The organism is Shimwellia pseudoproteus, assembly GCF_016415625.1.
Classification (GTDB): Bacteria; Pseudomonadota; Gammaproteobacteria; order Enterobacterales; family Enterobacteriaceae; genus Shimwellia; species Shimwellia pseudoproteus.
This window is the reverse complement of record NZ_WBXP01000037.1, coordinates 13769-37211: the sequence shown is the minus strand read 5'-3', so window position 1 is coordinate 37211 and position 23443 is coordinate 13769. Positions and strand designations below refer to the sequence as shown.

The 23443-nt window shown below is 55.6% G+C and carries 23 protein-coding genes and 1 pseudogene; 14 read left to right on the top strand and 10 right to left on the bottom strand.

Annotated features, from left to right (window positions below; all coding sequences use genetic code 11):
• Positions 1 to 301: 301 nt before the first annotated feature.
• Positions 302 to 655 carry a hypothetical protein gene (locus F9C28_RS14890; protein WP_199016143.1) on the bottom strand — a complete coding sequence of 118 codons (354 nt, stop codon included), beginning with the start codon at positions 653 to 655 and terminating at the stop codon, positions 302 to 304.
• A gap of 376 nt (positions 656 to 1031) precedes the next feature.
• Between F9C28_RS14890 and F9C28_RS14885 the strand changes: the two genes are divergently transcribed.
• Complete coding sequence (locus tag F9C28_RS14885) at positions 1032 to 1442, top strand: DUF805 domain-containing protein (RefSeq protein WP_199016142.1); 411 nt, start codon at positions 1032 to 1034, stop codon at positions 1440 to 1442.
• A 40-nt stretch (positions 1443 to 1482) separates the two neighbouring features.
• Here the strand turns inward: F9C28_RS14885 and dcp are convergent, their stop codons facing one another.
• The gene (gene dcp, locus F9C28_RS14880) at positions 1483 to 3525 is read right to left on the bottom strand and encodes a peptidyl-dipeptidase Dcp (protein ID WP_199016141.1); all 2043 of its coding nucleotides are present in this window, start codon (positions 3523 to 3525) and stop codon (positions 1483 to 1485) included.
• Between the two features lie 154 nt (positions 3526 to 3679).
• Here dcp and ydfG point away from each other — a divergent pair.
• Together ydfG and F9C28_RS14870 are read left to right on the top strand one after the other, a co-directional pair.
• Positions 3680 to 4426, top strand: a pseudogene (gene ydfG / locus F9C28_RS14875) (bifunctional NADP-dependent 3-hydroxy acid dehydrogenase/3-hydroxypropionate dehydrogenase YdfG).
• 90 nt (positions 4427 to 4516) lie between these two features.
• Positions 4517 to 5200 (top strand): GntR family transcriptional regulator, encoded by a 684-nt coding sequence (locus F9C28_RS14870; RefSeq protein WP_199016140.1) that lies wholly within the window; start codon positions 4517 to 4519, stop codon positions 5198 to 5200.
• 65 nt (positions 5201 to 5265) lie between these two features.
• Here the strand turns inward: F9C28_RS14870 and F9C28_RS14865 are convergent, their stop codons facing one another.
• The 3 genes from F9C28_RS14865 to F9C28_RS14855 form a co-directional block, all read right to left on the bottom strand.
• Positions 5266 to 6732, bottom strand: coding sequence for a mannitol dehydrogenase family protein (locus F9C28_RS14865; protein WP_199016139.1), 1467 nt, complete (start codon positions 6730 to 6732; stop codon positions 5266 to 5268).
• Positions 6733 to 6927: 195 nt separating this feature from the next.
• Entirely contained in the window at positions 6928 to 8301 is a 1374-nt protein-coding gene (locus F9C28_RS14860) for an MFS transporter (RefSeq protein ID WP_199016138.1), read from the bottom strand.
• A gap of 54 nt (positions 8302 to 8355) precedes the next feature.
• Positions 8356 to 9372 (bottom strand): Zn-dependent oxidoreductase, encoded by a 1017-nt coding sequence (locus F9C28_RS14855; protein ID WP_199016137.1) that lies wholly within the window; start codon positions 9370 to 9372, stop codon positions 8356 to 8358.
• 354 nt (positions 9373 to 9726) lie between these two features.
• On the opposite strand from F9C28_RS14855, the gene F9C28_RS14850 reads away from it, so the two are divergent.
• The 5 genes from F9C28_RS14850 (at position 9727) to clcB (ending at position 13125) form a co-directional block, all read left to right on the top strand.
• Positions 9727 to 10065, top strand: coding sequence for a DUF1283 family protein (locus F9C28_RS14850; RefSeq protein ID WP_199016136.1), 339 nt, complete (start codon positions 9727 to 9729; stop codon positions 10063 to 10065).
• A gap of 58 nt (positions 10066 to 10123) precedes the next feature.
• Positions 10124 to 10681, top strand: a complete 558-nt coding sequence (gene speG, locus F9C28_RS14845) for a spermidine N1-acetyltransferase (protein ID WP_199016135.1) — start codon at positions 10124 to 10126, stop codon at positions 10679 to 10681.
• Between the two features lie 107 nt (positions 10682 to 10788).
• The gene (locus F9C28_RS14840; RefSeq protein ID WP_199016134.1) at positions 10789 to 11043 is read left to right on the top strand and encodes a DUF1161 domain-containing protein; all 255 of its coding nucleotides are present in this window, start codon (positions 10789 to 10791) and stop codon (positions 11041 to 11043) included.
• 157 nt (positions 11044 to 11200) lie between these two features.
• Entirely contained in the window at positions 11201 to 11836 is a 636-nt protein-coding gene (dmsD, locus tag F9C28_RS14835) for a Tat proofreading chaperone DmsD (RefSeq protein WP_199016133.1), read from the top strand.
• 11 nt (positions 11837 to 11847) lie between these two features.
• Positions 11848 to 13125: a voltage-gated ClC-type chloride channel ClcB gene (gene clcB / locus F9C28_RS14830; RefSeq protein ID WP_199016132.1), complete on the top strand. Its 1278-nt coding sequence runs from the start codon at positions 11848 to 11850 to the stop codon at positions 13123 to 13125.
• Here clcB and bioD read toward each other — a convergent pair.
• From bioD to F9C28_RS14815, 3 genes are all read right to left on the bottom strand, one after another.
• Positions 13087 to 13782, bottom strand: coding sequence for a dethiobiotin synthase (gene bioD, locus F9C28_RS14825; protein WP_199016131.1), 696 nt, complete (start codon positions 13780 to 13782; stop codon positions 13087 to 13089). The two genes, clcB and bioD, sit on opposite strands and share 39 nt — an antisense overlap.
• Positions 13783 to 14175: 393 nt before the next feature.
• The gene (mlc, locus tag F9C28_RS14820) at positions 14176 to 15390 is read right to left on the bottom strand and encodes a sugar metabolism global transcriptional regulator Mlc (protein ID WP_199016130.1); all 1215 of its coding nucleotides are present in this window, start codon (positions 15388 to 15390) and stop codon (positions 14176 to 14178) included.
• Between the two features lie 106 nt (positions 15391 to 15496).
• Entirely contained in the window at positions 15497 to 16417 is a 921-nt protein-coding gene (locus F9C28_RS14815; protein WP_199016129.1) for a LysR family transcriptional regulator, read from the bottom strand.
• Positions 16418 to 16541: 124 nt separating this feature from the next.
• Between F9C28_RS14815 and F9C28_RS14810 the strand changes: the two genes are divergently transcribed.
• The 5 genes from F9C28_RS14810 to F9C28_RS14795 all read left to right on the top strand — a co-directional run bounded on the left by F9C28_RS14810 (position 16542) and on the right by F9C28_RS14795 (position 21188).
• Complete coding sequence (locus tag F9C28_RS14810; RefSeq protein ID WP_199016128.1) at positions 16542 to 17795, top strand: MFS transporter; 1254 nt, start codon at positions 16542 to 16544, stop codon at positions 17793 to 17795.
• Between the two features lie 132 nt (positions 17796 to 17927).
• A complete protein-coding gene (locus tag F9C28_RS14805) occupies positions 17928 to 19415 on the top strand; it encodes a carboxypeptidase M32 (protein WP_199016127.1) in 1488 nt (495 codons plus the stop codon).
• Between the two features lie 152 nt (positions 19416 to 19567).
• Positions 19568 to 20032: an acid resistance repetitive basic protein Asr gene (asr, locus tag F9C28_RS14800; protein WP_199016126.1), complete on the top strand. Its 465-nt coding sequence runs from the start codon at positions 19568 to 19570 to the stop codon at positions 20030 to 20032.
• Between the two features lie 146 nt (positions 20033 to 20178).
• On the top strand, positions 20179 to 20262 hold the full coding sequence (gene ydgU / locus F9C28_RS20565; protein ID WP_456299969.1) for a small membrane protein YdgU: 84 nt from the start codon (positions 20179 to 20181) through the stop codon (positions 20260 to 20262).
• A gap of 104 nt (positions 20263 to 20366) precedes the next feature.
• Entirely contained in the window at positions 20367 to 21188 is an 822-nt protein-coding gene (locus F9C28_RS14795) for a trypsin-like serine peptidase (protein WP_199016125.1), read from the top strand.
• A gap of 29 nt (positions 21189 to 21217) precedes the next feature.
• Here the strand turns inward: F9C28_RS14795 and mdtI are convergent, their stop codons facing one another.
• Both mdtI and mdtJ read right to left on the bottom strand, forming a co-directional pair.
• Positions 21218 to 21547, bottom strand: a complete 330-nt coding sequence (mdtI, locus tag F9C28_RS14790; RefSeq protein WP_199016124.1) for a multidrug/spermidine efflux SMR transporter subunit MdtI — start codon at positions 21545 to 21547, stop codon at positions 21218 to 21220.
• Positions 21534 to 21917 (bottom strand): multidrug/spermidine efflux SMR transporter subunit MdtJ, encoded by a 384-nt coding sequence (gene mdtJ / locus F9C28_RS14785; protein WP_199016123.1) that lies wholly within the window; start codon positions 21915 to 21917, stop codon positions 21534 to 21536. Before mdtJ ends, mdtI begins: the two co-directional genes overlap by 14 nt.
• Positions 21918 to 22347: 430 nt before the next feature.
• On the opposite strand from mdtJ, the gene F9C28_RS14780 reads away from it, so the two are divergent.
• On the top strand, positions 22348 to 23424 hold the full coding sequence (locus tag F9C28_RS14780; protein WP_199016122.1) for an AI-2E family transporter: 1077 nt from the start codon (positions 22348 to 22350) through the stop codon (positions 23422 to 23424).
• Positions 23425 to 23443: the final 19 nt, after the last annotated feature.

Sequence of the window (23443 nt, the reverse complement as noted above, 5' to 3'; positions counted from 1 at the left end):
CGGCGAAGGTGAGTTGATGGCTCATGATGTCCCTCTGGGATGCGCTCCGGATGAATATGATGATCTCATATCAGGAACTTGTTCGCACCTTCCTTAGAACAGTGCCTACTGTGTTAATGCGCTAATATAGTTACCATAGTAGATCATTTTTGGCTTTGTCATTTTATGCACTCCGGCAGTCTGACAATTTTTTCGCACAAATTCACAGTCAATTTTAGATGGAAATAATCTCATCATGAAATAGTGTTTTGCTGGTAATAAAAGGCCCGCAGATGCAGGCCCTGGCGATATAATAAAGGCGCTACGATTTCACGACCTCAACAGGCCCATGATCATCACAGTGATCGCCGTGGGGATGATGAAGCCGACCATCCACCAGATAATCCGTATGATCCCCGTGTGGAACGGCCTCATGCCCACAATCAGGGCCGTGTACATGATGTGGTTCATGGCCGCCGGAAACAGGATGACAACCGTCCGGGTTCTTATCACTCACCTCAATAACATGTTCATCTACATGATCACCGTGTGGGTGATGCAAATGACCATCGTGAATATAGTCAATATGATCGCCATGGCGAATGGCCGTATGACCACAGCCGGAACCATGTTTATGCGGATGATTTTCATGTTTTTTATCATTACATTCTGCCATACCTGTACCCTCATGCCGTGTTAAAAGTAGCTATGAGTATAGTCATCAGCGAAACTGAATGATGTAAGTGTCCTGGCTAAATACGCCATCCTGTTCACGATTAACCATCTTACGGTCCCATAAATAGCCCACTCCGGCATCAGCCATACCGGTGGCGATTCAACGGGTCGCTTACTGAAAATTTTCAACCATTCTGCTACAAAACGATCACACCAGCGTCATCTTACTGGCTGATACTGTAAGATGTTCCCGCATGCAGTCCAGGGCCGCGCGGGTCAGATAATATTCCCGGCACCATGCGACATTACCGGCGGCAAACAGCACTGCCCGGCCACGCTATGCTTTAAGGGTAAAAAAAACGATCAAAGGAGCCGTTATGATCAGAGCGATCAGGGATTTTTTTAGTCACTATTTCAACTGGAGAGGCCGTACCGGGCGCCGGGGTTACTGGCTATTTTTTATTGCCAGCGCCATTGCGATAGTGGTTCTGCATTTGGTTGATACCATAATTATCGCTCCCCTGCTGGGCTTCACTCCCGAGAAAATACGGGAGTCTACATCGGGATATCCGCTGAGTTTTTTATATGTGGTTATTACCTTCATCCCCTGCATCACCCTTTCCATTCGCCGCCTGCACGATATTGGCAAAAGCGGCTGGTGGATACTGCTGTCATTGGTGCCGTTCGTCGGTAACCTGGTATTACTTATCTTCGCCTGCTTTAAAAGCGACGGTGACAACCGCTACGGTCCTCCCCCGGCAGACGGCTACACCACCTCTCTTGTCTGACACAATACGGCCCCGGCAAGCGGGGCCTCTGTTTCCAGCGTCAGTGTTTAAGCTCGCGGTTTTCCAGCATCGGCGCGATATCCGGGTCGTGGCCGCGCCACTGATAATAGAGCGCCGCTAAATCAGTACTGTTCCCCCGGGAGAGGATCGCCGCCCGGAAACGCTGGCCGTTTTCCCGGGTCAGCCCGCCCTGCTCTTCAAACCATTTATAACCGTCATCCGCCAGCATCTGGGTCCACAAATAGGCGTAATAACCCGCCGCATAACCACCGCCCCACACATGGGCAAAATAACTCGAACGGTAGCGTGGGGGAACCGCCTCCAGCGCCAGCCCTTCCGCGGCCAGAATACGGGGCTCAACCACATCAACATCCGTCGCCTCCCCTGGTGTGAGCCGGTGCCAGTTCATGTCCAGCAATGCCGCCGCCAGCAGCTCTGTCATGTCATAGCCTTTATTGAACTGGCTGGCACGGAACAACTTCTCACGTAATTCAACCGGCATCGGCGCACCGGTCGCGTGGTGTCGGGCATAATGCTCAAAAACCACCGGATGGCGCGCCCAGTGTTCATTAATCTGAGACGGAAACTCGACAAAATCACGTGGGGTATTGGTGCCGGACAGGCTCCCATAACGCTGGCTGGCAAATAACCCGTGCAGCGCATGGCCAAATTCATGGAATAACGTCACCACATCATCCCAGGAGATAAGCGCAGGCTGATCGTCCGCCGGATACTGGTAATTGCAGACGTTATAAATCACCGGATTGTTGGCCAGCAGCGTGGACTGCTCAACAAAATTGCCCATCCAGGCCCCACCACACTTACTGTCCCGGGCAAAGAAGTCGCCATAATACAGCCCCAGCCCGCGGCCATCGTGATCAAAAATCTCCCAGACCCGCACATCCTCCTGGTAGACCGGCAGATCATAACGTTCAACAAACTTCAGCCCGAACAACTGGCTGGCCGCCCAAAACACGCCCCTTTCCAGCACATTATTCAGCTCAAAATAGGGGCGGATACTGGCGTCATCCAGCGCATATTGCTGTGCCCGAACCTGTTCAGCATACCAGGCCCAGTCCCAGGCTTTCGCCTGGAAACCACCGCCTTGCTGATCAATTAATGCCTGGATATCCGCCTGTTCCCGGGCCACCCGATCCCGGGCTGCAGGAACAATATTGCGCATAAACGCCAGTGCCGCCTCCGGCGTTTTCGCCATCTGATCGGCGATGCTCCAGCTGGCATAATCAGCAAAACCGAGGATGTGCGCCTGTTCCGCGCGCAAAGCGGCCAGGCGGCGAATAATGTCCCGGGTATCGTTACTGTCGCCTTTTTCGGTACGTGACCAGGAAGCCCGGAATAGCTGCTCCCGGGTATCGCGATCCGCCAGGGTCTGCAATAAAGGCTGCTGGGTGGTGTTCAGCAGGGTCAGCAACCAGCCGTGATCCCAGCCTTTCGCGTGGGCCGCGTCCCGGGCCGCCGCGATATCCGCATCACTCAGGCCCGCTAATTGCTGCAACGTATCCACCCGTAACCCACAGGATTTGTTGGCCGCCAGCAGTAAGCGGTTAAACTGGCTGGTCAATTGCGCCGCTTCCTTATTCAGCGCAGCCAGTCTGGCTTTATCTGCCTCCGGCAACCTGGCCCCCGCCAGCACAAACCGCTGCCAGACTACGTCAACCAGACGCAATGTCTCATCATCCAGCCCCAGACGATGGCGCTGCTGATACACCTCATCCAGGCGGCTGAATAGCGTAGCGTTAAGGTGAATCTCGTCGCTCAGCACGGCCAATTTTGTAGCAAACTCTTCATCCAGTTGCTGCAGGTGATCATTGGTGTGGGCGGCCGCCATGGCAAAAAATATCGCCGTGACTCTGGCTAACATCCGGCCACTTTTTTCCAGCGCCAGATAGCTATTTTCGACGCTGGCCGCCGCCGGATTATTGATAATGTCAGCAAGTTCCTGGCGCTTTATTCGTAATGCCTCGTCAAACGCCGGGCGATAATCATCATCCCTGATCTGGTCGAACACCGGTGCCTGGTACGGCAGCAGGCTAACAGAGAAAAACGGATTGTTGGTGCTCATAATTACTCCCTTATGCCAAAACTGAGTTATAGAGTATGCGCCAGGCCGCCGCCGGGCAATATTTGCTGGCAGATATGCCAGGCGAAGTCATTAATCACGTGATAAGGTAAAAGCACTGCGTTAATTCAATCAAAACCTATTGAGGAACAGCAACATGATTATTCTGGTGACGGGCGCAACGGCTGGCTTTGGTGAATGTATCACGCGCCGTTTTATTCAACAGGGCCATAAAGTCATTGCTACCGGGCGTCGGGAAGAGCGACTCCAGGAGCTGAAAGACGAGCTGGGCGATAACCTTTATACCGCGCGTCTGGATGTCCGTAACCGTGCAACCATCGATGAGATGCTCGCCTCCCTGCCGGCAGAATGACAGGCGATTGATGTTCTGGTCAATAACGCTGGCCTCGCGCTGGGTCTTGAGCCCGCCCATAAAGCCAGCGTCGAAGACTGGGAAAATATGATTGACACCAACAATAAAGGCCTGGTGTATATGACCCGGGCAGTATTACCCGGCATGGTAGAGCGCAACCGTGGCCATATTATCAATCTGGGATCGACGGCGGGTTCCTGGCCGTACGCGGGCGGTAACGTCTATGGCGCAACCAAAGCCTTTGTCCGCCAGTTCAGCCTCAACCTGCGTACCGATCTGCACGGCACCGCAATCCGGGTCACCGATATCGAGCCGGGCCTGGTGGGGGGAACTGAATTCTCCAACGTACGGTTTAAAGGTGATGATGCCAAAGCCAGCAATACCTACCAGGATGCCAATGCCCTGACACCAGAAGATGTCACCGAAGCGGTATGGTGGGTCGCCACGCTCCCGGCCCATGTCAATATCAACACCCTGGAAATGATGCCGGTCAGCCAGACCTATGCCGGGCTGGCGGTCCACAGAAGTTAATATTTGCGACCCGGCTCATGGGAGCCGGGTATAGCCACCACGTAAAACACGGTATAATAGTAACGTTAACCTTCCACACAGAATAATGACATGGCCGTTGAGACTGTACTGAACCCTACCCAACCCGTTAATCAGCAAATTTACCGCATTCTGCGTCATGACATTGTGCAGTGCTTAATTCCACCAGGTACGTCACTTTCGGAAAAAGAAATTTCCGTCCGTTTTGATGTTTCCCGCCAGCCGGTCCGCGAAGCCTTTATTAAACTGGCGGAAAATGGCCTGATCCAAATTCGCCCCCAGCGCGGGAGCTATGTTACTAAGATTTCGATGCGCCAGGTGCGTAATGGCTGTTTCGTTCGCGAAGCTATCGAGTGCGCCGTGGCGCGCCGCGCCGCACAGATGATCGATACCGAGCGCTGCTATTTGCTTGATCAAAATCTGCATCAGCAAAAAATGGCCATTGAACGCCAGCAGCAGGACGCCTTTTTTGCCCTTGATGACGCGTTTCACCAGGCACTGGCGCAAATTGCCGACTGCCAGCTGGCGTGGGATACCGTAGAAAATATCAAGTCCGCCATCGACCGGGTGCGCTATATGAGCCTTGATCACGTCTCCCCGCCGGAAATGTTGCTGCGCCAGCATCGGGATATCTTCCACGCCCTCGATAACCGCGATGAAGACGCCGTGGCCGCCGCCATGCACCGCCATCTGCATGAAATCAGCGAGTCAATCCTGCTGATCCGCAAAGAAAACAGCGACTGGTTCGAAGACTGATTCCGAATACAGGCCGCAATTGCGGCCTGTATTGAATATGGCGTTATATTACCCCGCAGGGCATATCACATCAGGTGACGCACCGTTGCCTCAACGGTCTGTTTCGCCCCTTGCGCCAGTAACTGCTCATACGCCCCGGTGACTGCCGCCACAAAGGTCGCATTCTCCGGCAGATCGTTACCAAAGATAGCGTCGATCCCCAGCAGCGCTAATACCCGGGCACGGCCCTGTTCACTGCGTGCTACCGCCTGGCGAATCACCGGCAGCAGCGGATCGCTGACATCAATCGCCGCCCCCTGCTCATCCACCCCGCCTGCGTAGCGCATCCAGCCGGCGATACCCAGCGCCAGCAGTGGGAAAGGACGCTGGCGCGCCAGATGCCAGCGAACCGAATCCAGCATCCGCTGCGGGAGTTTCTGGCTGCCGTCCATCGCAATCTGCCAGGTGCGGTGTTTCAGGGCCGGGTTACCATAACGCGCAATCAGCATCTCCGCATAATGGGCTAAATCAACGCCTGCCACTTGCAGGGTCGGCGCCTGTTCGGCAAGCATCAGCATTCTGGCGGCCTGGCGATAATAGTCATCCGCCATGCAGTCATTAATGTGTGCGTACCCCGCCAGATATCCTAAATAGGCCAGAAACGAGTGGCTGCCGTTAAGCATGCGCAGTTTCATCTCTTCAAACGGCACCACATCACTGACCAGCTCTGCCCCGGCTTTTTCCCACGCCGGGCGCCCGGCGACGAAGTTATCTTCAATCACCCACTGGCGGAACGGCTCACAGGCAACCCCGGCAGGATCACGCACGCCGGTAAGCTGCGCAATGTGGTCCAGGGTCTCCGGGGTAACCGCGGGGACAATCCTATCCACCATGGTGGACGGGAAACTCACCTGCCGGGCAATCCACGCGGCCAGCTCGCTGTCCAGCGCCCGGGCATAACCCATGATAACATTGCGCGTCACCCGGCCATTTTCCGGCATATTGTCACAGGACATCACGCTAAAGCCCGGTAACCCCGCCGCTTTACGCCGGGCCAGTGCCGCGACGATTATCCCGGCCACCGAGCCCGGGTGCAAAGGATCGTTAAGGTCAGCCAGGATCTGCGGGTGATCCAGTTGCAGCTCGCCGGTGGCCGGAGAGTGGTAATAGCCTTTTTCGGTCACCGTCAGGGATACGATAGCCACTTCTGGCTGGCACATAGCCTGTAATACCGCCTCCAGGCCATCGATTTGCGCATGCAACGCCCGCGCCACCACGCCAACCACTCTGGCACGCCACTGGTCTGCGGACATCTCCGCCACCGTGAACAAATTATTCTGCCGTTGCAGATCGGCAATTTGTTGCTCACCGCCGACGATGTTAACTTCGCAATAGCCCCAGTCGCTGCCGTGTTCAGCCGCCAGGATATCGGCATATACCGCCTGGTGCGCCCGGTGAAAGGCACCAAACCCCAGGTGGACAATACGCGTTGTCAGCGCATCAGCGGTGTAGGCCGGCACGATGGCGCGGGCATTCAGTAAGTTATGTTCCATAATGTTATTCTCTGCGGTGTTTTGTTATTGGGGATCAGGGCGGTATTGTAAACAGCGTGGCGGTGCAGTGATTGACCTGACCCCACACTTTTGAAGACTAGTATGGTAGTTGTATGTAACAAAATATAACAACCACCGGTTACTGCCCCACACCGCGCACCTGGCCATTTACGGCAGGTGCGCGGCTGCCGGTCATTAGCGGGCTTCTTTCACCAGAATATGTTGCGCTGCGGGAAGGTCCGCGGCATCGCTGGTGAGGCTAAGATCCCTATCCCCCACTTCCGGCATCAGCACAGAGGCAAGTAACCCAATGGCGGAGTAGCAAACGATCATCACCGCAATCGGCCACCAGCTCCCGGCGATGGTGCAGAAGATCCCCGCCAGTACCGGGCCAAACCCTACCGCCACCAGCCCTCCGGCCTCTTTGGCCACCGCCATCCGGGTAAAACGGTCCCGGGAGCCAAACATCTCGGCCATGGTGATATTTTCCAGCGCGAATAGCCCTAATACCGCCACATTATGGATAACGATCAGTGACATCATAATAACGCCCGGGGTGTAGCCATTATCAACAATGATCGACAGCATCGGGTAGGCCAAAATAATCGCTGAGATATTCAGAATAATATAAGGGAGCCGGCGCCCAATTTTATCTGATAACCAGCCCATTAATGGAATGGTTATAAAACCAATGATCGAGCTGATCATCAATGCATCTGTGGGAATGGATTTATCAAATAACAGATGCTGTACTAAATAGCCGGCCAGAAAGGTCTGGATCAGCCCTGAATTTCCCGCCTGACCAAAACGTAACCCGGTGGCCAGCCAGAATGAGCGGCTTTTAAACATGCTGCTGATATTCAGCGCCGGTGGAGCCGGGTGCGGGTTATCTTCTTGTCCGGCATTAACCTGCTCAAAGACCGGGCTTTCTTTAAGGTTCATGCGCAGCCAGATGGCAAATAACATCACCACAACGCTGGCAAGGAAAGGAATACGCCAGCCCCACGCGACCAATTCCTCACGTTCAAGGCTGAAAAACATCACCGCCCAGATAGCGGTGGCCGCCAGCGTGCCGCAGTTGGTCCCCATGGCGACCAGCGAAGAGATAATGCCCCGTTTACCGCGCGGCGCGTACTCGGCCAGCATGGTGCCCGCACCGGAGATTTCCGCCCCGGCCCCCAGCCCCTGCACAATACGTAACGTCACCAGCAATATCGGGGCGAAGATGCCTATCTGTGCGTAAGTAGGTAGTACCCCAATCAGCGTGGTACAGATCCCCATCATAGTAATCGTAATAAACAGAACTTTTTTACGCCCGACCCGATCGCCCATACGCCCGAAAATCACCGCACCGACAATTCGCGCAATATATCCGGCACCGTAGGTTCCCATTGCCAGAATTAATGCCAGCGCGGCAGATTGCTCGGGAAAAAATATTTCATGAAACACCAGCGCCGCGCCCAGGGAATAAAGTTGAAAATCCATAAATTCGAGAGCGGTGCCCAGCCAGCCGGATACTGCGGCCTTAACTAAATCAGAGGTAGATCGTTCAGAAGTAGATTGCGTCATAATCGTTATCCGTAATGAATATTGCGGACCACAAACTCGCAATAATTATAGTTATTAGGGGAACGTCAACAGCACTTTGCAGCAGTGCTGTTGATCCCTTTCGAACAATTCAATAGCCTGGATGACCTGTTGATAATCGACTTTATGGGTAATCAGCTTCCCCGGGTCGATAAGCCCGCGGGCTAACCAGTCAATCACCACCGGAAACTTACCGGCGTTCAGCCGCGAGGAGTAAATCGTTAACTCTTTACCGGTAATCGCCTGCTGCGTGACGGTACAGGACGCGGTAGAGAACCCCATAATCACGATCCGCCCGGCCGGGGAAGCCAGCCGTATCGCCTCATCAAGAATTGCCGGATGGCAGGCGGCATCCACTATCAGTGTCGGGCGAATATTGCGCTCCGCCAGCCACGCGTCCAGGGCACATTCACGGTTATTGATAACCTCATCCGCACCGGAGTGTTGCGCCATCGCCAGGCGCTCATTCACCGGGTTCGCCACGATAACCAGGCCTACCCGATAGACCCCTTTCAGCGCCTGCAACGTTGTCAGCCCCATAGGCCCTGCGCCATAGATCAACGCCACATCGTCCGGGTGCGGGCACACCTGGGCGGTCACATTGGCCGCAATGGTGAAAGGCTCTGTCATCACGGCATACTCATCGCTAATATGCGCCGGTATTGCCCAGGCATTTGCCGCGGGTACCACAGCATATTCACTGAACCCTCCGTCCCGGTGAACGCCCAGCACGGCCAGAGAGGTACACACGTTGGGCCGCTGCTGCTGGCAAGGGTAACAGTGGCCACAGCTGATAACTGGATCGACGGCGACCCGCTCCCCGAGACGCGCCGGATCGACTTCCGGGCCGGTGGCATCAATAATGCCGAGGAATTCATGGCCAATCACCCGGGGGTAACGGGCAAACGGGTTGTGGCCGCGGTAGATATGGCTGTCAGAGCCGCATATCCCCGCCAGGCGCACCTTTACCCGCACTTCGTGCCGGCCAGGCTCAGGCACTGCCCGTTCAGCAAATCGCAGCGTATCCGGCCGCTCAATCACAATACTTTTCATCTTCACTACTCCACACGTCTGGCAGATATTGTGGCCAGCACAACACACTGCTGGCACCAGTAAAGCTGACGATAGCGGCTGGTTTCATAACCCTGTATTAATGCGCAGCGTCTACTTCCAACCATCTACCATACAAGTATATTTAAACCGCTGACCAACAAAAATCGTAAAACATGCCAAATATCATCGTCTTTTCATTGTAACTACCGGAATTATCCGCAGATAATACGGTCAATAGACCATGAAACGTATTGCTACCGGTGCCCGATGCCGCCCGCTTTCAGGGGCTGAGGTCCGGTGATATAGTGGGATGGCGGGTGATAATGACCCTGCACGACTAAGAAGGAAGAGAGTATGAGGATTTTTATTCGCAACACCGTGGCACTGGCGGTGTTTGCCATGGGCGCCGTTGTGATGACAGCCCCCCTCCAGGCAGCAACCAACAAACTGGTTATTGAGTCCGGGGATAGCGCCCAGAGCCGCCAGGAAGCCGCAATGGATAAAGAACAATGGAACGATACCCGCTCCCTGCGCCAGAAGGTAAACACCCGGGCGGAAAAAGAGTGGGATAAAGCCGATAATGCATTTGATAACCGGGATAACTGCCTGCAAAGCAGCAATGTTAACGCGTACTGGGAGCCCAGCACCCGCCGCTGCCTGGATCGCAGCACCGGCCGTGTCGTTCGCCCCTGATAGTCAAACTGCCCTCCCGGGGGCAGTTTCATCACCTCAGCATCCATAAGGACTGTTCATGTCATCAGCCACTACTATCCGCTTGCGCCCCCTGGAACGCGAAGATTTGCGATTTGTGCATCAACTAGACAATAACGCCAGCGTCATGCGCTACTGGTTTGAAGAGCCCTACGAAGCCTTTGTTGAATTATCCGATCTCTACGATAAGCATATCCATGACCAAAGCGAGCGCCGCTTTGTGGTGGAGTGTGACGGCAACAGCGCCGGACTGGTGGAGTTGGTGGAAATTAACCATGTTCATCGCCGGGCTGAATTTCAGATTATTATCTCCCCGGAGTATCAGGGTAAAGGTCTGGCATCCCGGGCCGCAAAACTGGCGATGGATTACGGCTTTACGGTACTGAATCTCTATAAACTCTATCTGATTGTCGATAAAGAAAATGCCCGGGCCATTCATATTTACCAGAAGCTGGGCTTTATGGTCGAAGGTGAATTAATCCACGAGTTTTTTATTAATGGTGAATACCGTAATACCATCCGGATGTGTATTTTCCAGCACCAGTACCTCGCGGAACACCGTACTCCGGGTAACCCGGTTATCCCTACCGCCCAGTAATTCTGCCTGGTGTACTGGTTCATCAATTCCGAAAATATCAATACCTTAAGCCGTACACCACCGCAATCTGCTATGATTACATCACTCAATCAACAAAGGACGAGACTATGAAAAAGACGGTCTGGATTAGCGCATTACTGTTGATGGCCGCCACCCCGGTCCTGGCAGCAACCAACTCCTGCGAACGCGTAAAAGCCGATATCGAACAGCGCATTATTAAAAATGGCGTGCCGGAAAATAACTTTACGCTGACCATTGTCCCCAATGATCAGGTGGACCCAAACAACGGCCAGGTTGTCGGCCACTGTGCCAATGACACCCAAAAGATTGTCTATACCCGCACTAACGACAGCGCACAATAACACCGCCACGCCGGGGCGCTGCTGGGGCCTCCCGGCGCTGAACACCCTGAGTTTGATATGTATTAAAGATATTTCTGCTGTTTTGTAGAAAATACGGGGTTCTGCGGGGCAGACATCCAGCCCACGCCCGGCCCTTTACATCATCAGGAACCGTGTTATGCCTTCAGCCTGTGATTCCCAACGTCTTGCCGGTATTGCCATCAGCGGCCGGATTCTGGGCGCGCTATTTTATTATGCCCCGGACAGCGAAACCGTCGCCCCGCTGCTCACCACCCTCACCGCCCCCGGCTGGACCAGCCAGTGGCCGTGGCAGGATACGTCGTCCCTGCATTACGGTGAGCAGCTCAGCCTTGCCCTGAAAAATGGCGATATGGCCGCCCTGCGCGGCGCCCATCAACGCTTATTTATCGGCCCGGATGCCTTACCCGCACCGCCCTGGGGATCTGTCTGGCTGGACAAAGAATGCGTACTGTTCGGTGATTCGATGCTGGCATTACGCCAGTGGATGCGCGCCCAGGGGATTGTATTCCAGCAACAGGATAACGAGCCCGATGACCATTTCGGTACCCTGCTGATGCTGGCGGCCTGGCTGGCAGAACAGCAACAGCCGCACCAGGTTGATGAACTGCTGGCCTGGCATATTCTCCCCTGGTCAGAACGTTTTCTGACCCTGTTTATTGCCGCAGCCGATCATCCGTTTTATCAGGCGCTCGGCGAGTTAGCCCGCCACACCCTGGCACACTGGCGTGACGCGCTGCTGATCCCGGTGGCCGGGAAAAAGCTCTACCGGTAAGTGACCTGCTGATGTTAACCAGAGGATTCCCTGAATTTAGCACCCTGTTGCGCCGCCTGGTGATGGCCATCACCATCGGGGTTGTTGCCGCGCTGGTGGTCTGGCTGTTTCGCGTGGCCATGTTTAACCTGGAACGGCTGCTGCTCAATAATGACAGCGGCAGCCTGGTGCAGGCCGCCCAGGCCCTGGCCCCGTGGCGCAGAGCGCTCACCCCGGCACTAGGTGGCCTGGTCGCGGGCCTGATCCTCTGGGGGTGGCAGCGTTCAGCCCGCCAGGGCTCCCATGCCCCAACCGATTATATGGAAGCCATTGAGACCGGTGACGGCCGGCTGGACACTATTGCCAGTCTGGTAAAATCCAGCGCCTCGCTGGTGGTGGTGGCCAGCGGTAGCGCCATCGGCCGCGAAGGGGCGATGATCCTGCTGGCCACGGTGGCGGCGTCCCTGATTGCCCGGGCTGTGAGTAAAAGTGACGAATGGAAATTATGGGTGGCATGCGGGGCGGCGGCGGGGATGGCCAGCGCGTACCATGCCCCGCTGGCGGGCAGTTTGTTTATTGCCGAGATCTTATTCGGCTCATTATTGCTCGCCTCGCTGGGCCCGGTACTGGTGGCTGCGGTCAGCGCGCTGCTGCTCACCCAGTGGCTGACCGGTAGCCCACATCCGCTGTACAGCGTCACCCCCGTGGCGCCACCGTCACTGTTGCAATACGCCTTTATGGCGCTGACCGGGTTGCTGGCCGGCCTGAGTGGGCCGCTATTTTTACAGCTGCTGGCGATCAGTAGCCGCGGGTTTCGCGCACTGCGGCTCCCTCCCCCCCTGCAACTGGGCCTTGGCGGGTTGATTGTTGGCGGGCTATCCCTGGTGATGCCCCAGGTATGGGGGAATGGTTACAGCGTGGTGCAATCGTTTCTTACCCTGCCGCCCCCGGTGTGGGTAGTGGCCGGTATTCTGGTGTGTAAACTGATCGCGGTGCTGGCCAGCTGCGGCTCCGGCGCACCCGGTGGGGTATTTACCCCGACACTGTTTGTCGGCGCGGCGATTGGCCTGATAGCCGGGCAGTGTGCGCAGTTAACCGCCGGCGATAGCACCGCTATTTTGCTGGCGCTGACGGGAATGGGGGCATTTCTGGCGGCCACCACCCACGCGCCAATCATGTCCGCCCTGATGGTCTGTGAAATGACCGGGGAATTTGGTTTACTCCCCGGGATATTGCTGGCCAGCGTGCTGGGTTCCGTATTATCGCGCTGGTTACACCCGAACTCTATCTATCGCCAGCGCAGCGTGTAACCTATCGGCATCAATATACTGGCTCAGCTCCCGCTGCTCTGCCCGGGGCAGGTAAGGCAACTCACCAATCAGCGGTGCCGGGATCTTTTTGCTCAGCACATCGATAATTTCCGCATAGTGGGCCAGCCCGGGGTTGATCCGGTTGGCCACCCAGCCAATTAACGGTAACCCGCCATTGGCCACGGCCTGCGCGGTAAGGATCGCGTGGTTAATGCAGCCCTCCTGGATACCCACCACCATCAGCACCGGCAGTTGCTCCTGAACAACCCACTCTGACAGCGGGCGCAGATCGTTCATCAGGCTACGCCAGCCACCGGTGCCTTCCACCAGCACATGATCAGCCCGGCCACTCAGATGGGCCAGCCCTTCCGAGAGCAGTGAATAGTTAATGGGGCTACTGTGGGCAACGCTACTCTCTTCTTCGCTGAGGGCCACGGGATTCACGGCACTGTAGGGTAAGTCGAGGGTGGATGTGCTTTGCAGCACCAGCGCATCTTTGTTACGCAACCCTTCCGGGGTCATTTTACTGCCCTTTGCAACGGGCTTGTAACCGGCTACGCATTCGCCACTGGCCGCCAGAGCCTGTAGCAATGCCCTGGACACAACCGTCTTGCCGACAGCAGTATCGGTACCTGTGATGAAAAAACGCTTAAACATGACAACTCCGGGGTTCGGACAAAGAAATAAACAACTCAGTAATTGCAATAAAGTCTAAAAGAAGATGTTTACCGCCAGATTGAGGTAGCGCAATTTTTGGTGAATCCCGTGCAAATTGTTAACAGCATAAATGTAACATTGAATATCCCACCGTAAATTCAAGGGGATAAATGTCACATCCTCACCGGCGCCACAGCGCGGTCTGTGCGGTAAAAAACAGCCTTAGCCCGAATAAAGAATAGCCATACCCGTAAAGGATAGCGAATTAATACCAGGAAAGGAGTATCAGCAAAAATCGGTTATCACCAGACGCACGCAATATATTGCGCCTGGCGGCGGTTAATTACCCAGGAATAATTATTTCTCTCGCAGGTCATTATTCCCGTCCCGGCGTTATCCCTGTAACAATTGCAGCAACAGCGAACCATTATAGAGCGCATCTTTTACCAGCGCCGCCCCCCCCATGGTGCCACGGCTGGAAAACTGCGTGCTTTGTACCAGGGTTTTCTGGCTATACGCCGGTAGCGACTGGCGCCGGATACAATCAAGGATGGCGGGATGTAAAATCTCTGACGCCTGGTTTAGCGGGGAGCCAATCAGGATCATTTGGGGGTTAAACAGGTTTACCATAATGGCCAGAATACGCCCGACATGGTTACCCACGCCGTTAATAATGTCCCTGGCTAACAAATCCCCCTGGCAGGCCGCCTGGCACAACGACGCTACCGTCAACGCCTGGCCGTGCAAGGTGGAGCTCATCGACTGGCTCAGGCGCAGTTGCGCCAGTTCAAGAATGCTGTCGATACTGGCAATGGTTTCCAGGCAGCCGTGATTGCCGCAATAACAGCGCCGGCCATAGGGATCGACCTGGGTATGGCCAATCTCCACCAGGCTGCTGCTCCCGGCGTGTAGCAGGCGGCCGTCGGTAATCACCCCGGCGCCGACGTTATGATCAATCACCACCTGGATAACATCCCTCGCCCCCCGGGAGGCCCCGAACAGGGACTCGGCCATGGTCCAGGCACTGATATCGTGCTGAATATAGACCGGGACACCGGTATGCTCACTCAGGGCAGTTTTGAGCGGCATATCTTCGACTTGATAAAACGGCATCCGGTGGACGATCCCCTGGGTCGTATTAATGATCCCCGGTAAGGTCACCGCAATGGCCGTCAGGCGTTCCAGGCGCTTCTGATGGCGGATAAAAAACTGGTCGATCTCGTGGATAATGCGATCGCACAGCGGCTGGGCATCTTCCGGCAGCGGTTGCGTTTCCTGGGCCACCAGATTACTGCTCAGATCCCGCAAGGCGAGGTTTATCTCCCCGCGCTGAATACGAACCGATAAAAAATGCCAGGCGTCGGTTTCCACAATTAAGCCAACCGCCGGGCGGCCACGGCTCCCCGGCTCCTGGATTTCCGTCTCCTGAACCAGGTGCGCTTCCAGCATTTCACGCACGATTTTGGTAATACTGGCGGGCGCCAGTTGGGCAAGGCGGGAAAGATCAATGCGCGAGACAGGACCAAGCTGATCGATCAGGCGGTATACTGCCCCGGCGTTGGTCTGTTTTATCTGATCAATATGTCCTGGCTGATTATCAGCGACCACCTTACTTCTCCATTTATTTTCGCGCTTCGAAATAATCTTGTGTCATGTTGAAGCACTTCAACATACGGCGTCAAATATTTACCCTGGGTTGTGATATACCGCACAATTAACAGTGGGTTTCTGCCTTTTTTGCTATCCCGGCAGCCCGGGAAAGCATATCGATAAAACGTGCGGTGGCCGCCCCCTGTTCATGGTGCCGGGGCCACACCAGCCACATCTCTGACACCGCCTCCGGCTCGTGCAGCGGAACCCAGGCCATTTCGTGCAACTGCACCCGCCGGAATGACGCCGGCAATATCGACACCCCCAGCCCTGCAGCGACCAGGCCAATAATGGTCATCGCCTCCCCCACCTCCTGGGTGATTTTGGGCACCACCCCATAGCGGTGCAGCAGCCCGAGGATGTCATCGTACAATCCGGTACCCACATGGGGGTCGAAGAAGACAAAAGGCTCACTGGCCAGTTCATCCAGGGAAATAACCGCCCGCCCCGCCAGCGGGTGGCTGTGATGCACCATGGCCAGCAGCGGCTCACGGAGAATCGGCATACAGGCCAGAGAGTCCGGGAGCTGGGTATTACGCATCAGGCCGATATCCAGTTCGCCATCGTTCAGCAGGGTTATCTGCACCCGGGTGTTGATTTCCCGGGTCTGAATATGCACATCCGGGTAGTGCTGGCGAAACGCCGAGAGCGTCTCTGAGACCGAGGTAATAAAAGGGGCGGAAGAGGTAAAACCAAGGCGCAATTCACCGGTTTCACCGAGGTGCAACCTGGCGGCCCTGGCGGCGGCAACGTCCACCAGACTCAGGATCTGCCGGGCATCAGCCAGGAACTGCTCCCCGGCGGGGGTCAGGCTAACACTGCGGTTGGTTCTGGCCAGCAGGCGGGCGTGGATTTGCTGTTCCAGCGCCTGGATCTGCTGGCTTAGCGGCGGCTGGGAAATGTTCAACCGCGCGGCGGCCCGCCCGAAATGCAGCTCTTCCGCAACGGCAACAAAATAACGCAGGTGGCGCAGCTCAATATTCATATTCTGTACATATCAATTGAGAGTATTAATATATTATACAAAATAATCAAAATTTCCTACGCTAGCGATCATCCGGTTGTACCCGTTCCGGTGAATCACGGGGATTATTGAGTAAGGATCTATTTTGAGTCGTACAATAGCCGATACCCCTGCTCCGGCGCAGGGTGCTGATGATGTGGCTACCACTCGCCAGCCGGACATCTTTATCAAACGCGGTACTCCCCAATTTATGCGTGTCACTCTGGCGCTGTTTTCCGCCGGGCTGGCAACCTTCGCGCTGCTGTACTGTGTACAACCGATATTGCCGATCCTCTCCCGGGAGTTTGCTATCTCCCCCGCCAGTAGCAGTATCTCGCTCTCGATTGCCACCGGGACACTCGCCATCGGGCTGCTCTTTACCGGGCCGTTATCTGACGCTATCGGGCGCAAACCGGTGATGGTCACCGCCCTGTTGCTGGCGTCCTGCTGCACGCTGTTATCCACCATGATGACCAGCTGGCACGGGATCCTTATCATGCGCGCCCTGATAGGCCTCTCACTGAGCGGCGTAGCCGCCGTTGGCATGACCTACCTGAGTGAAGAGATCCACCCCAGCTTTGTGGCGTTTTCGATGGGGCTGTATATCAGCGGTAACTCGATTGGCGGCATGAGTGGCCGCCTGCTCAGCGGGGTTATCACCGATTTCTTTAACTGGCGCATTGCCGTGGCGGCCATTGGTTGCTTCGCCCTCGCGTCAGCGCTGATGTTCTGGAAAATTCTCCCCCCTTCCCGGCATTTTCGCCCAACCTCACTGCGGCCACATAACCTGTTGATCAATATGCATCTGCACTTTCGCGATCGCGGGCTGCCGCTGCTGTTTGTCGAAGGGTTCCTGCTGATGGGCGCCTTTGTCACGCTGTTTAACTACATCGGCTACCGCCTGATGGCCGGGCCCTGGTACCTGAACCAGGCCGTGGTGGGGCTGCTTTCCGTGGTGTACCTCACCGGGACATGGAGCTCCCCTAAAGCGGGGCAAATGACGGCTAAGTATGGTCGTGGCCCGGTGATGCTGCTGTTTACTGGCGTGATGCTGGCAGGGCTGCTGCTGACCTTTTTTGGTTCTCTGTGGTTTATCTTTGCCGGTATGTTGCTGTTCTCCGCCGGGTTCTTTGCCGCCCACTCCGTGGCCAGTAGCTGGATTGGCCCCCGCGCCCGCCGGGCCAAAGGCCAGGCCTCCTCGCTGTATTTGTTCAGCTATTATGTTGGCTCCAGTGTTGCGGGCACCCTGGGCGGAGTGTTCTGGCACCGTTATGGCTGGACCGGGGTGGGTGGATTTATTGCCGCCCTGCTGGTACTGGCGCTGATTACCGGCAGCCGCTTACATCGCCGCCTGCACTAACCTGCTCAACATTGATGCTCTTCTCGCCCGGCGCCCAGCCGGGCACCGCGTCGGCCTTACCTTTCAGGAAGCAACGCGCCGCTGTATATTAGCCCCATACCGTTGTATTCCCCCGTTCACGAGAATAAAAACATGGCTAAAAACCAGTATTACCAGCAGCTCACCGCGACCTTTCAGCGCCTGTCACGTTTTTCCCATTTGTCTGCCATCGCCGGCTGGGATATGTCCACCATGATGCCCGCCGGCGGCAGCCAGGCCCGGGGGGAAGCGCTGGCAGAGCTGAGCGTACTGGAGCACCAGATCCTGACGGACAGCGCCCTCGGGGAGCAATTATCCCGGGCAGCGGAAGAAGATCTTAGCGACACCGAACGGGCGAACCTGCGTGAAATGCAGCGCCAGCACAGCCAGGCCATCCTGTTGCCCGCCGCCCTTGTCGAAGCAAAATCCCTCGCCGGGAGCCGCTGTGAACACGCCTGGCGCAGCCAGCGGCCCGCCAATGACTGGCAGGGATTCGCCAGCAACCTGCGCGATGTCGTGGCCCTCAGCCGCCAGGAAGCCGGGATCCGCGCGGCAGCGCTGGGCTCAACCCGTTACGATGCACTACTCGATATTTATGAACCGGCGATGACCAGCGCCCGGCTCGACGGGCTGTTCGGTGACGTTGAACAGTGGCTCCCCGGATTACTGCAACAGGCGCTGGAGAAACAACAACAGCGGCCGCTGATCGCCCCCTGCGGGCCATTCCCGGTCAGTGAACAGCGTGAGCTGGGGCTACATACCATGCAAAAGCTGGGGTTTGATTTTGATCACGGCAGGCTGGATGTCAGCGCCCATCCGTTTTGTGGCGGGGTGCCAGAGGATGTGCGGATCACCACACGCTATGACGAGAACGACCTGTTCAGCGCCCTGTTGGGGGTTATCCACGAAACCGGCCACGCCCGTTATGAGCAAAACCTGCCCGCCCGCTGGCGGGGGCAGCCGGTTGCCCTGGCCCGCTCCACGGCGATCCATGAGTCCCAGAGCCTGTTTTTTGAAATGCAGCTGGGCCGCAGCGCGCCATTTTTACTGCAGCTCCTGCCGGAGATAACCCGCCGCTTTGGCCAGCAGCCCGCCTTTGAGGCCGGCAACTATCTTGCCTGGAATCAGCGGGTGAAACCGGGCTATATCCGTATTGATGCCGATGAAGTCAGCTACCCGGCGCATATTATGTTGCGTTACCAGATTGAGCGGGCGCTGATTGATGGGGATATCGAGGTTGACGATATTCCTGCCCTGTGGGATGAGAAGATGCAGCGCTGGCTCGGCTTTTCTACCGCCGGTAACTATCGCGATGGCTGTATGCAGGATATCCACTGGACCGATGGCAGCTTTGGTTATTTTCCGTCTTATACTCTGGGAGCCATGTATGCCGCCCAGTTGTTCCACTGTGCACTACAGGCTCACCCTGGCACGGCACAGGCCATTGAAAATGGTGACCTGGCACCGTTATTCCACTGGCTGCGGGAAAATATCTGGCAGCACGGCAGCCGTTTTACCACGGAGGAACTTATCCAGCGTGCCTGTGGCGAAGATCTTAACCCGTTGTATTTCCGCAAACACCTCGAATCCCGCTACCTGTAGTTTCACTACACCCGGCCCTGACTGGCCGGGTTTGTACATTCGGTTACACGCCGATACCAATCACTCACTGACGCTATTGCCGCTGCCCTTTATATTTCATCTCACCGGCCCCGCAGTGGGGTTGACACATAAACCAATTCGAGGATGTCGAGATGAAAAAAGTATTAGCTCTGGTTATTGCCGCTGCTATGGGTCTGTCTTCTGCTGCTTTCGCTGCGGAAACTACTGCAGCACCTGCTGCTGCAGCTGCTGCTCCGGCTAAAGCTCCGGCAGCCAAAACTGCACACGCCCATAAACACCACAAAAAAGCCGCTGCTAAATCAGCAACCCAGACTGAACAGAAAGCCCAGGCTGCTAAAAAACACCACAAAAAAGCCGCTGCTAAACCAGCCGCTCAGACCGAGCAGAAAGCCCAGGCTGCTAAAAAACACCACAAAAAAGCCGCTGTAAAACCAGCTGCTCAGACTGAACAGAAAGCCCAGGCCGCTAAAAAACACCACAAAAAAGCCGCTGTAAAACCAGCTGCTCAGACTGCACAGAAAGCGCAGGCTGCTAAAAAACACCACAAAGCTACCGTTGTAAACAAAGGCGAACAGAAAGCTCAGGCTGCTAAATAAGCCCGGCATCTGCGCTAGACTTAAAACACCCGGGATCCCCGGGTGTTTGTTCTCCCCCGGGTCAGGGGCTTAATTTGTCCTGGTGTCCACTGCACAGACGGCCCAGCAATAACCCGAAATAACCCGCTTTTATTTTCGGAGTACGGATGATGATGCGACGCTATTTGTTTGAAATCATCCTGACGTCACTGATCATTTGTGGCATTGTTGCCGCCTGTTTTTATCTTTAGACCTTCTATAGCACTGATTTTATTCTCTCTCCCTTCAGGCAAGTCTATAGTTAACTCACCGTGTTACGGTACAATATAAAAAAATCGCCCCTCCAGAGAGTGATATGCGCAAAACCATTGTGTTGTTACTGGGTTCACTGTTTCTGCTTCCTGCGATTGTGCATGCCGATGATAGCGATGACACAATCAGCGCCAGCGAAAAGAAAATGCTGTTTTTCGGTAAGGATGAGCGTGTGCGGGTAACCACCCCCGACAGCAGCCCGTGGGATGCTATTGGCCAGCTGGAAACCGCCAGCGGTAACTTATGCACCGCAACCCTTATTACCCCCCAGGTCGCGCTGACCGCCGGTCATTGCCTGCTGACCCCGCCCCGGGGAACACCGGATAAACCCGTCGCCCTGCGTTTTATTTCCCGCAAAGGCCACTGGATCTATGAAATTCATAATATCGAGGCCCAGGCAGCGCCTGGCCTGGGCCGGCGCCTGAAAGCCGACGGTGATGGCTGGATAGTCCCATCCAGCGCAGCACCTTATGATTACGGGGTGATCTTTTTACGTTATCCGCCCTCGGGGATCACGCCGCTGCCGCTGTTCAGTGGCGATAAAGACGCCCTTACGGCAGCCCTGAAAGCCACCGGACGAAAAGTGACCCAGTCGGGTTATCCGGAAGATCATCTGGATGATTTGTACAGCCATCAGGATTGCCTGATCACCGGCTGGGCCCAGCGCAGTGTCCTGTCCCACCAGTGTGACACCCTGCCCGGGGACAGCGGATCGCCGCTGATGCTCAAAACAGGCGATGGCTGGCAACTGATTGCGGTACAGAGCTCCGCCCCGGCCGCCAGGGACAGATACCGCGCCGATAACCGGGCTATCTCCGTCACCGGCTTTCGCGATAATATTCAGGACCTGATCACTAAGCAGTAACCAGACGGCGCCCGCGCGCCGTCGGTTTATCAGGCCAGTTTGATCATCACCATCGCCACGATCAGTAATCCAAGCCCGGTCCAGCCCCGGGCGTTAAGCCGCTGCCCGAATAAGATCCAGCCTGCGGCTACCGTCGCCAGGATGCCGAACCCGCCCCACACCGCATAAGCCACCGACAGCTCGATGCCTTTTACTGCCTGGCCAAGGGCGCTAAAGGCCCCCAGCACCGCCACCAGTGATAGCACCCCATATACGGGGCGCCGGAAACCAGCCGAATATTTCAGTGCTATATTTGCGGCGATTTCCAGTACGATGGCCAGCGTCAGCCAGGCCCCGTGGAACCATTCAAACGTGGACATGCTCACCCCCTGTTAATGGCGTCGCCGCGGCTTTTAGCACGGTTTTTTTAGGTTGGGTGCCGGATTTGATCAACACAATCCCGACCACCAGGGTCAGCAGCCCGATAATTTTGACCACCGAAAGTGATTCATTAAATAACAGAGCGCTAAACACGGTAATAAATAAGATACCGATCCCTTCCCAGAGGGCATAAGCCACCCCGAGGGCGATCTTTTTAACCGAAAATGCCAGTAATACGTACGACAACGTAATCATTACCAGCATAAAAATATACCCTTGAGGATGGTTATTAATGCTGGCCCATTTTAGGGTAAGGGTGCCGGTAATTTCCGCAATAATAGCCAGCAATAATAAGATCCAGTAACGCATAGTGCTTCTCCTGCATGAGAATATAATTCTTCCCTGGTAAACATCCGCAGATGACCAGTAAAGCTGAAATTAACAATCTGGCGGTATAACCGCCGTGCAGGAGGGCTCTATAGGGAGTTACACCACTGCGGTTCACCGGACGGCGCGCGGCAGAGGCAGGATAAAACAGAAAAGAAAACAGGGGTGAACATCGTTTTTGTTTGCATTAGTTATCAATTTATCCGCGTTGTTGCTTTTCGTCGGTGCGGATAGAAAATTGGCCTCAGTAGTAAAACACGCTCTATTTCTACCCTGGGCAATCGGTTAATGCCAGTAATTTTCAATTCTTTACGCTACGACGCCCCCAATCAGGGCGTTTTTGCGTAGAGTATTGTCGATAATATGAAGACTCATATTCAGGTGCGGGTAACGGACTGCCGGGGCAAAAAATATGTCAAAACCAATAATTACATTAAGCGGCCTGAAGCTGGTTATCATGCTGGGTATGCTGGTTATCATCTTTGCCGGAATAAAAATCTCCGCTGATATTATTGTCCCCTTTATTCTGGCGCTATTTATTGCCGTTGTCCTTGAGCCCCTGGTAGCCATGATTGAACGCTGCCGGGTGCCCAGAGTGCTGGCGGTGTCACTGCTGATTGGGCTGATTATCATGATCGCGGTTATCCTGGTGGCCTATCTGGGGACCTCGCTGAATGAGCTAGCCCGCACCCTGCCCCAGTACCGTTCTTCCCTGATAATCCCCTTACAATCTGTTGAGCCCTTGCTGCAACGTATCGGGATTTCCGTGTCCGTCGATGAGCTGGTCAAATATATCGACCCAACCGCCGCGATGACGACTATCAGCGGCCTGCTCAGCCAGTTGTCGAACACCATGTTCTCCATGTTCTTATTGCTGCTTACCGTGGTGTTTATGCTGCTGGAGGTCCCGCACCTGCCCGCCAAACTACAGCACCTGATGCACCGCCCGCTGGACGGCATGGCGGCCATTCAGCGGGGGGTTAATGCAGTGACCCATTATCTGGTATTGAAAACGGCAATCAGCCTGGTGACCGGCCTGGTGGTGTGGATAATGCTGGCGGCAATGGAGGTACGCTTCGCCTTTGTCTGGGGGCTGCTGGCGTTTGCGCTTAACTATATTCCTAATATCGGCTCCGTACTGGCGGCGATTTTCCCGGTGATGCAGGTGCTGGTCTTCCACGGCGCCTACGATGCCATGATGGTGGCGGTCGGCTACCTGATGATCAACATGATTTTTGGCAACATCATCGAGCCCCGGGTAATGGGGCGCGGGCTGGGGCTCTCCACCCTGGTGGTGCTGCTGTCGCTGATTTTCTGGGGCTGGCTGCTGGGGCCGGTGGGGATGCTGCTGTCAGTCCCGCTGACGATCATTGTCAAAATCGCCCTGGAGCACAGCGAAGGTGGCCAGGGCATCGCTATCTTACTGGGGGATAAACTCCCGGCGACCCGCCATTCCAAAGGCGGAGACCACCCGCCTTCCCACCATTAACGGGCTTATCGGTACGGTA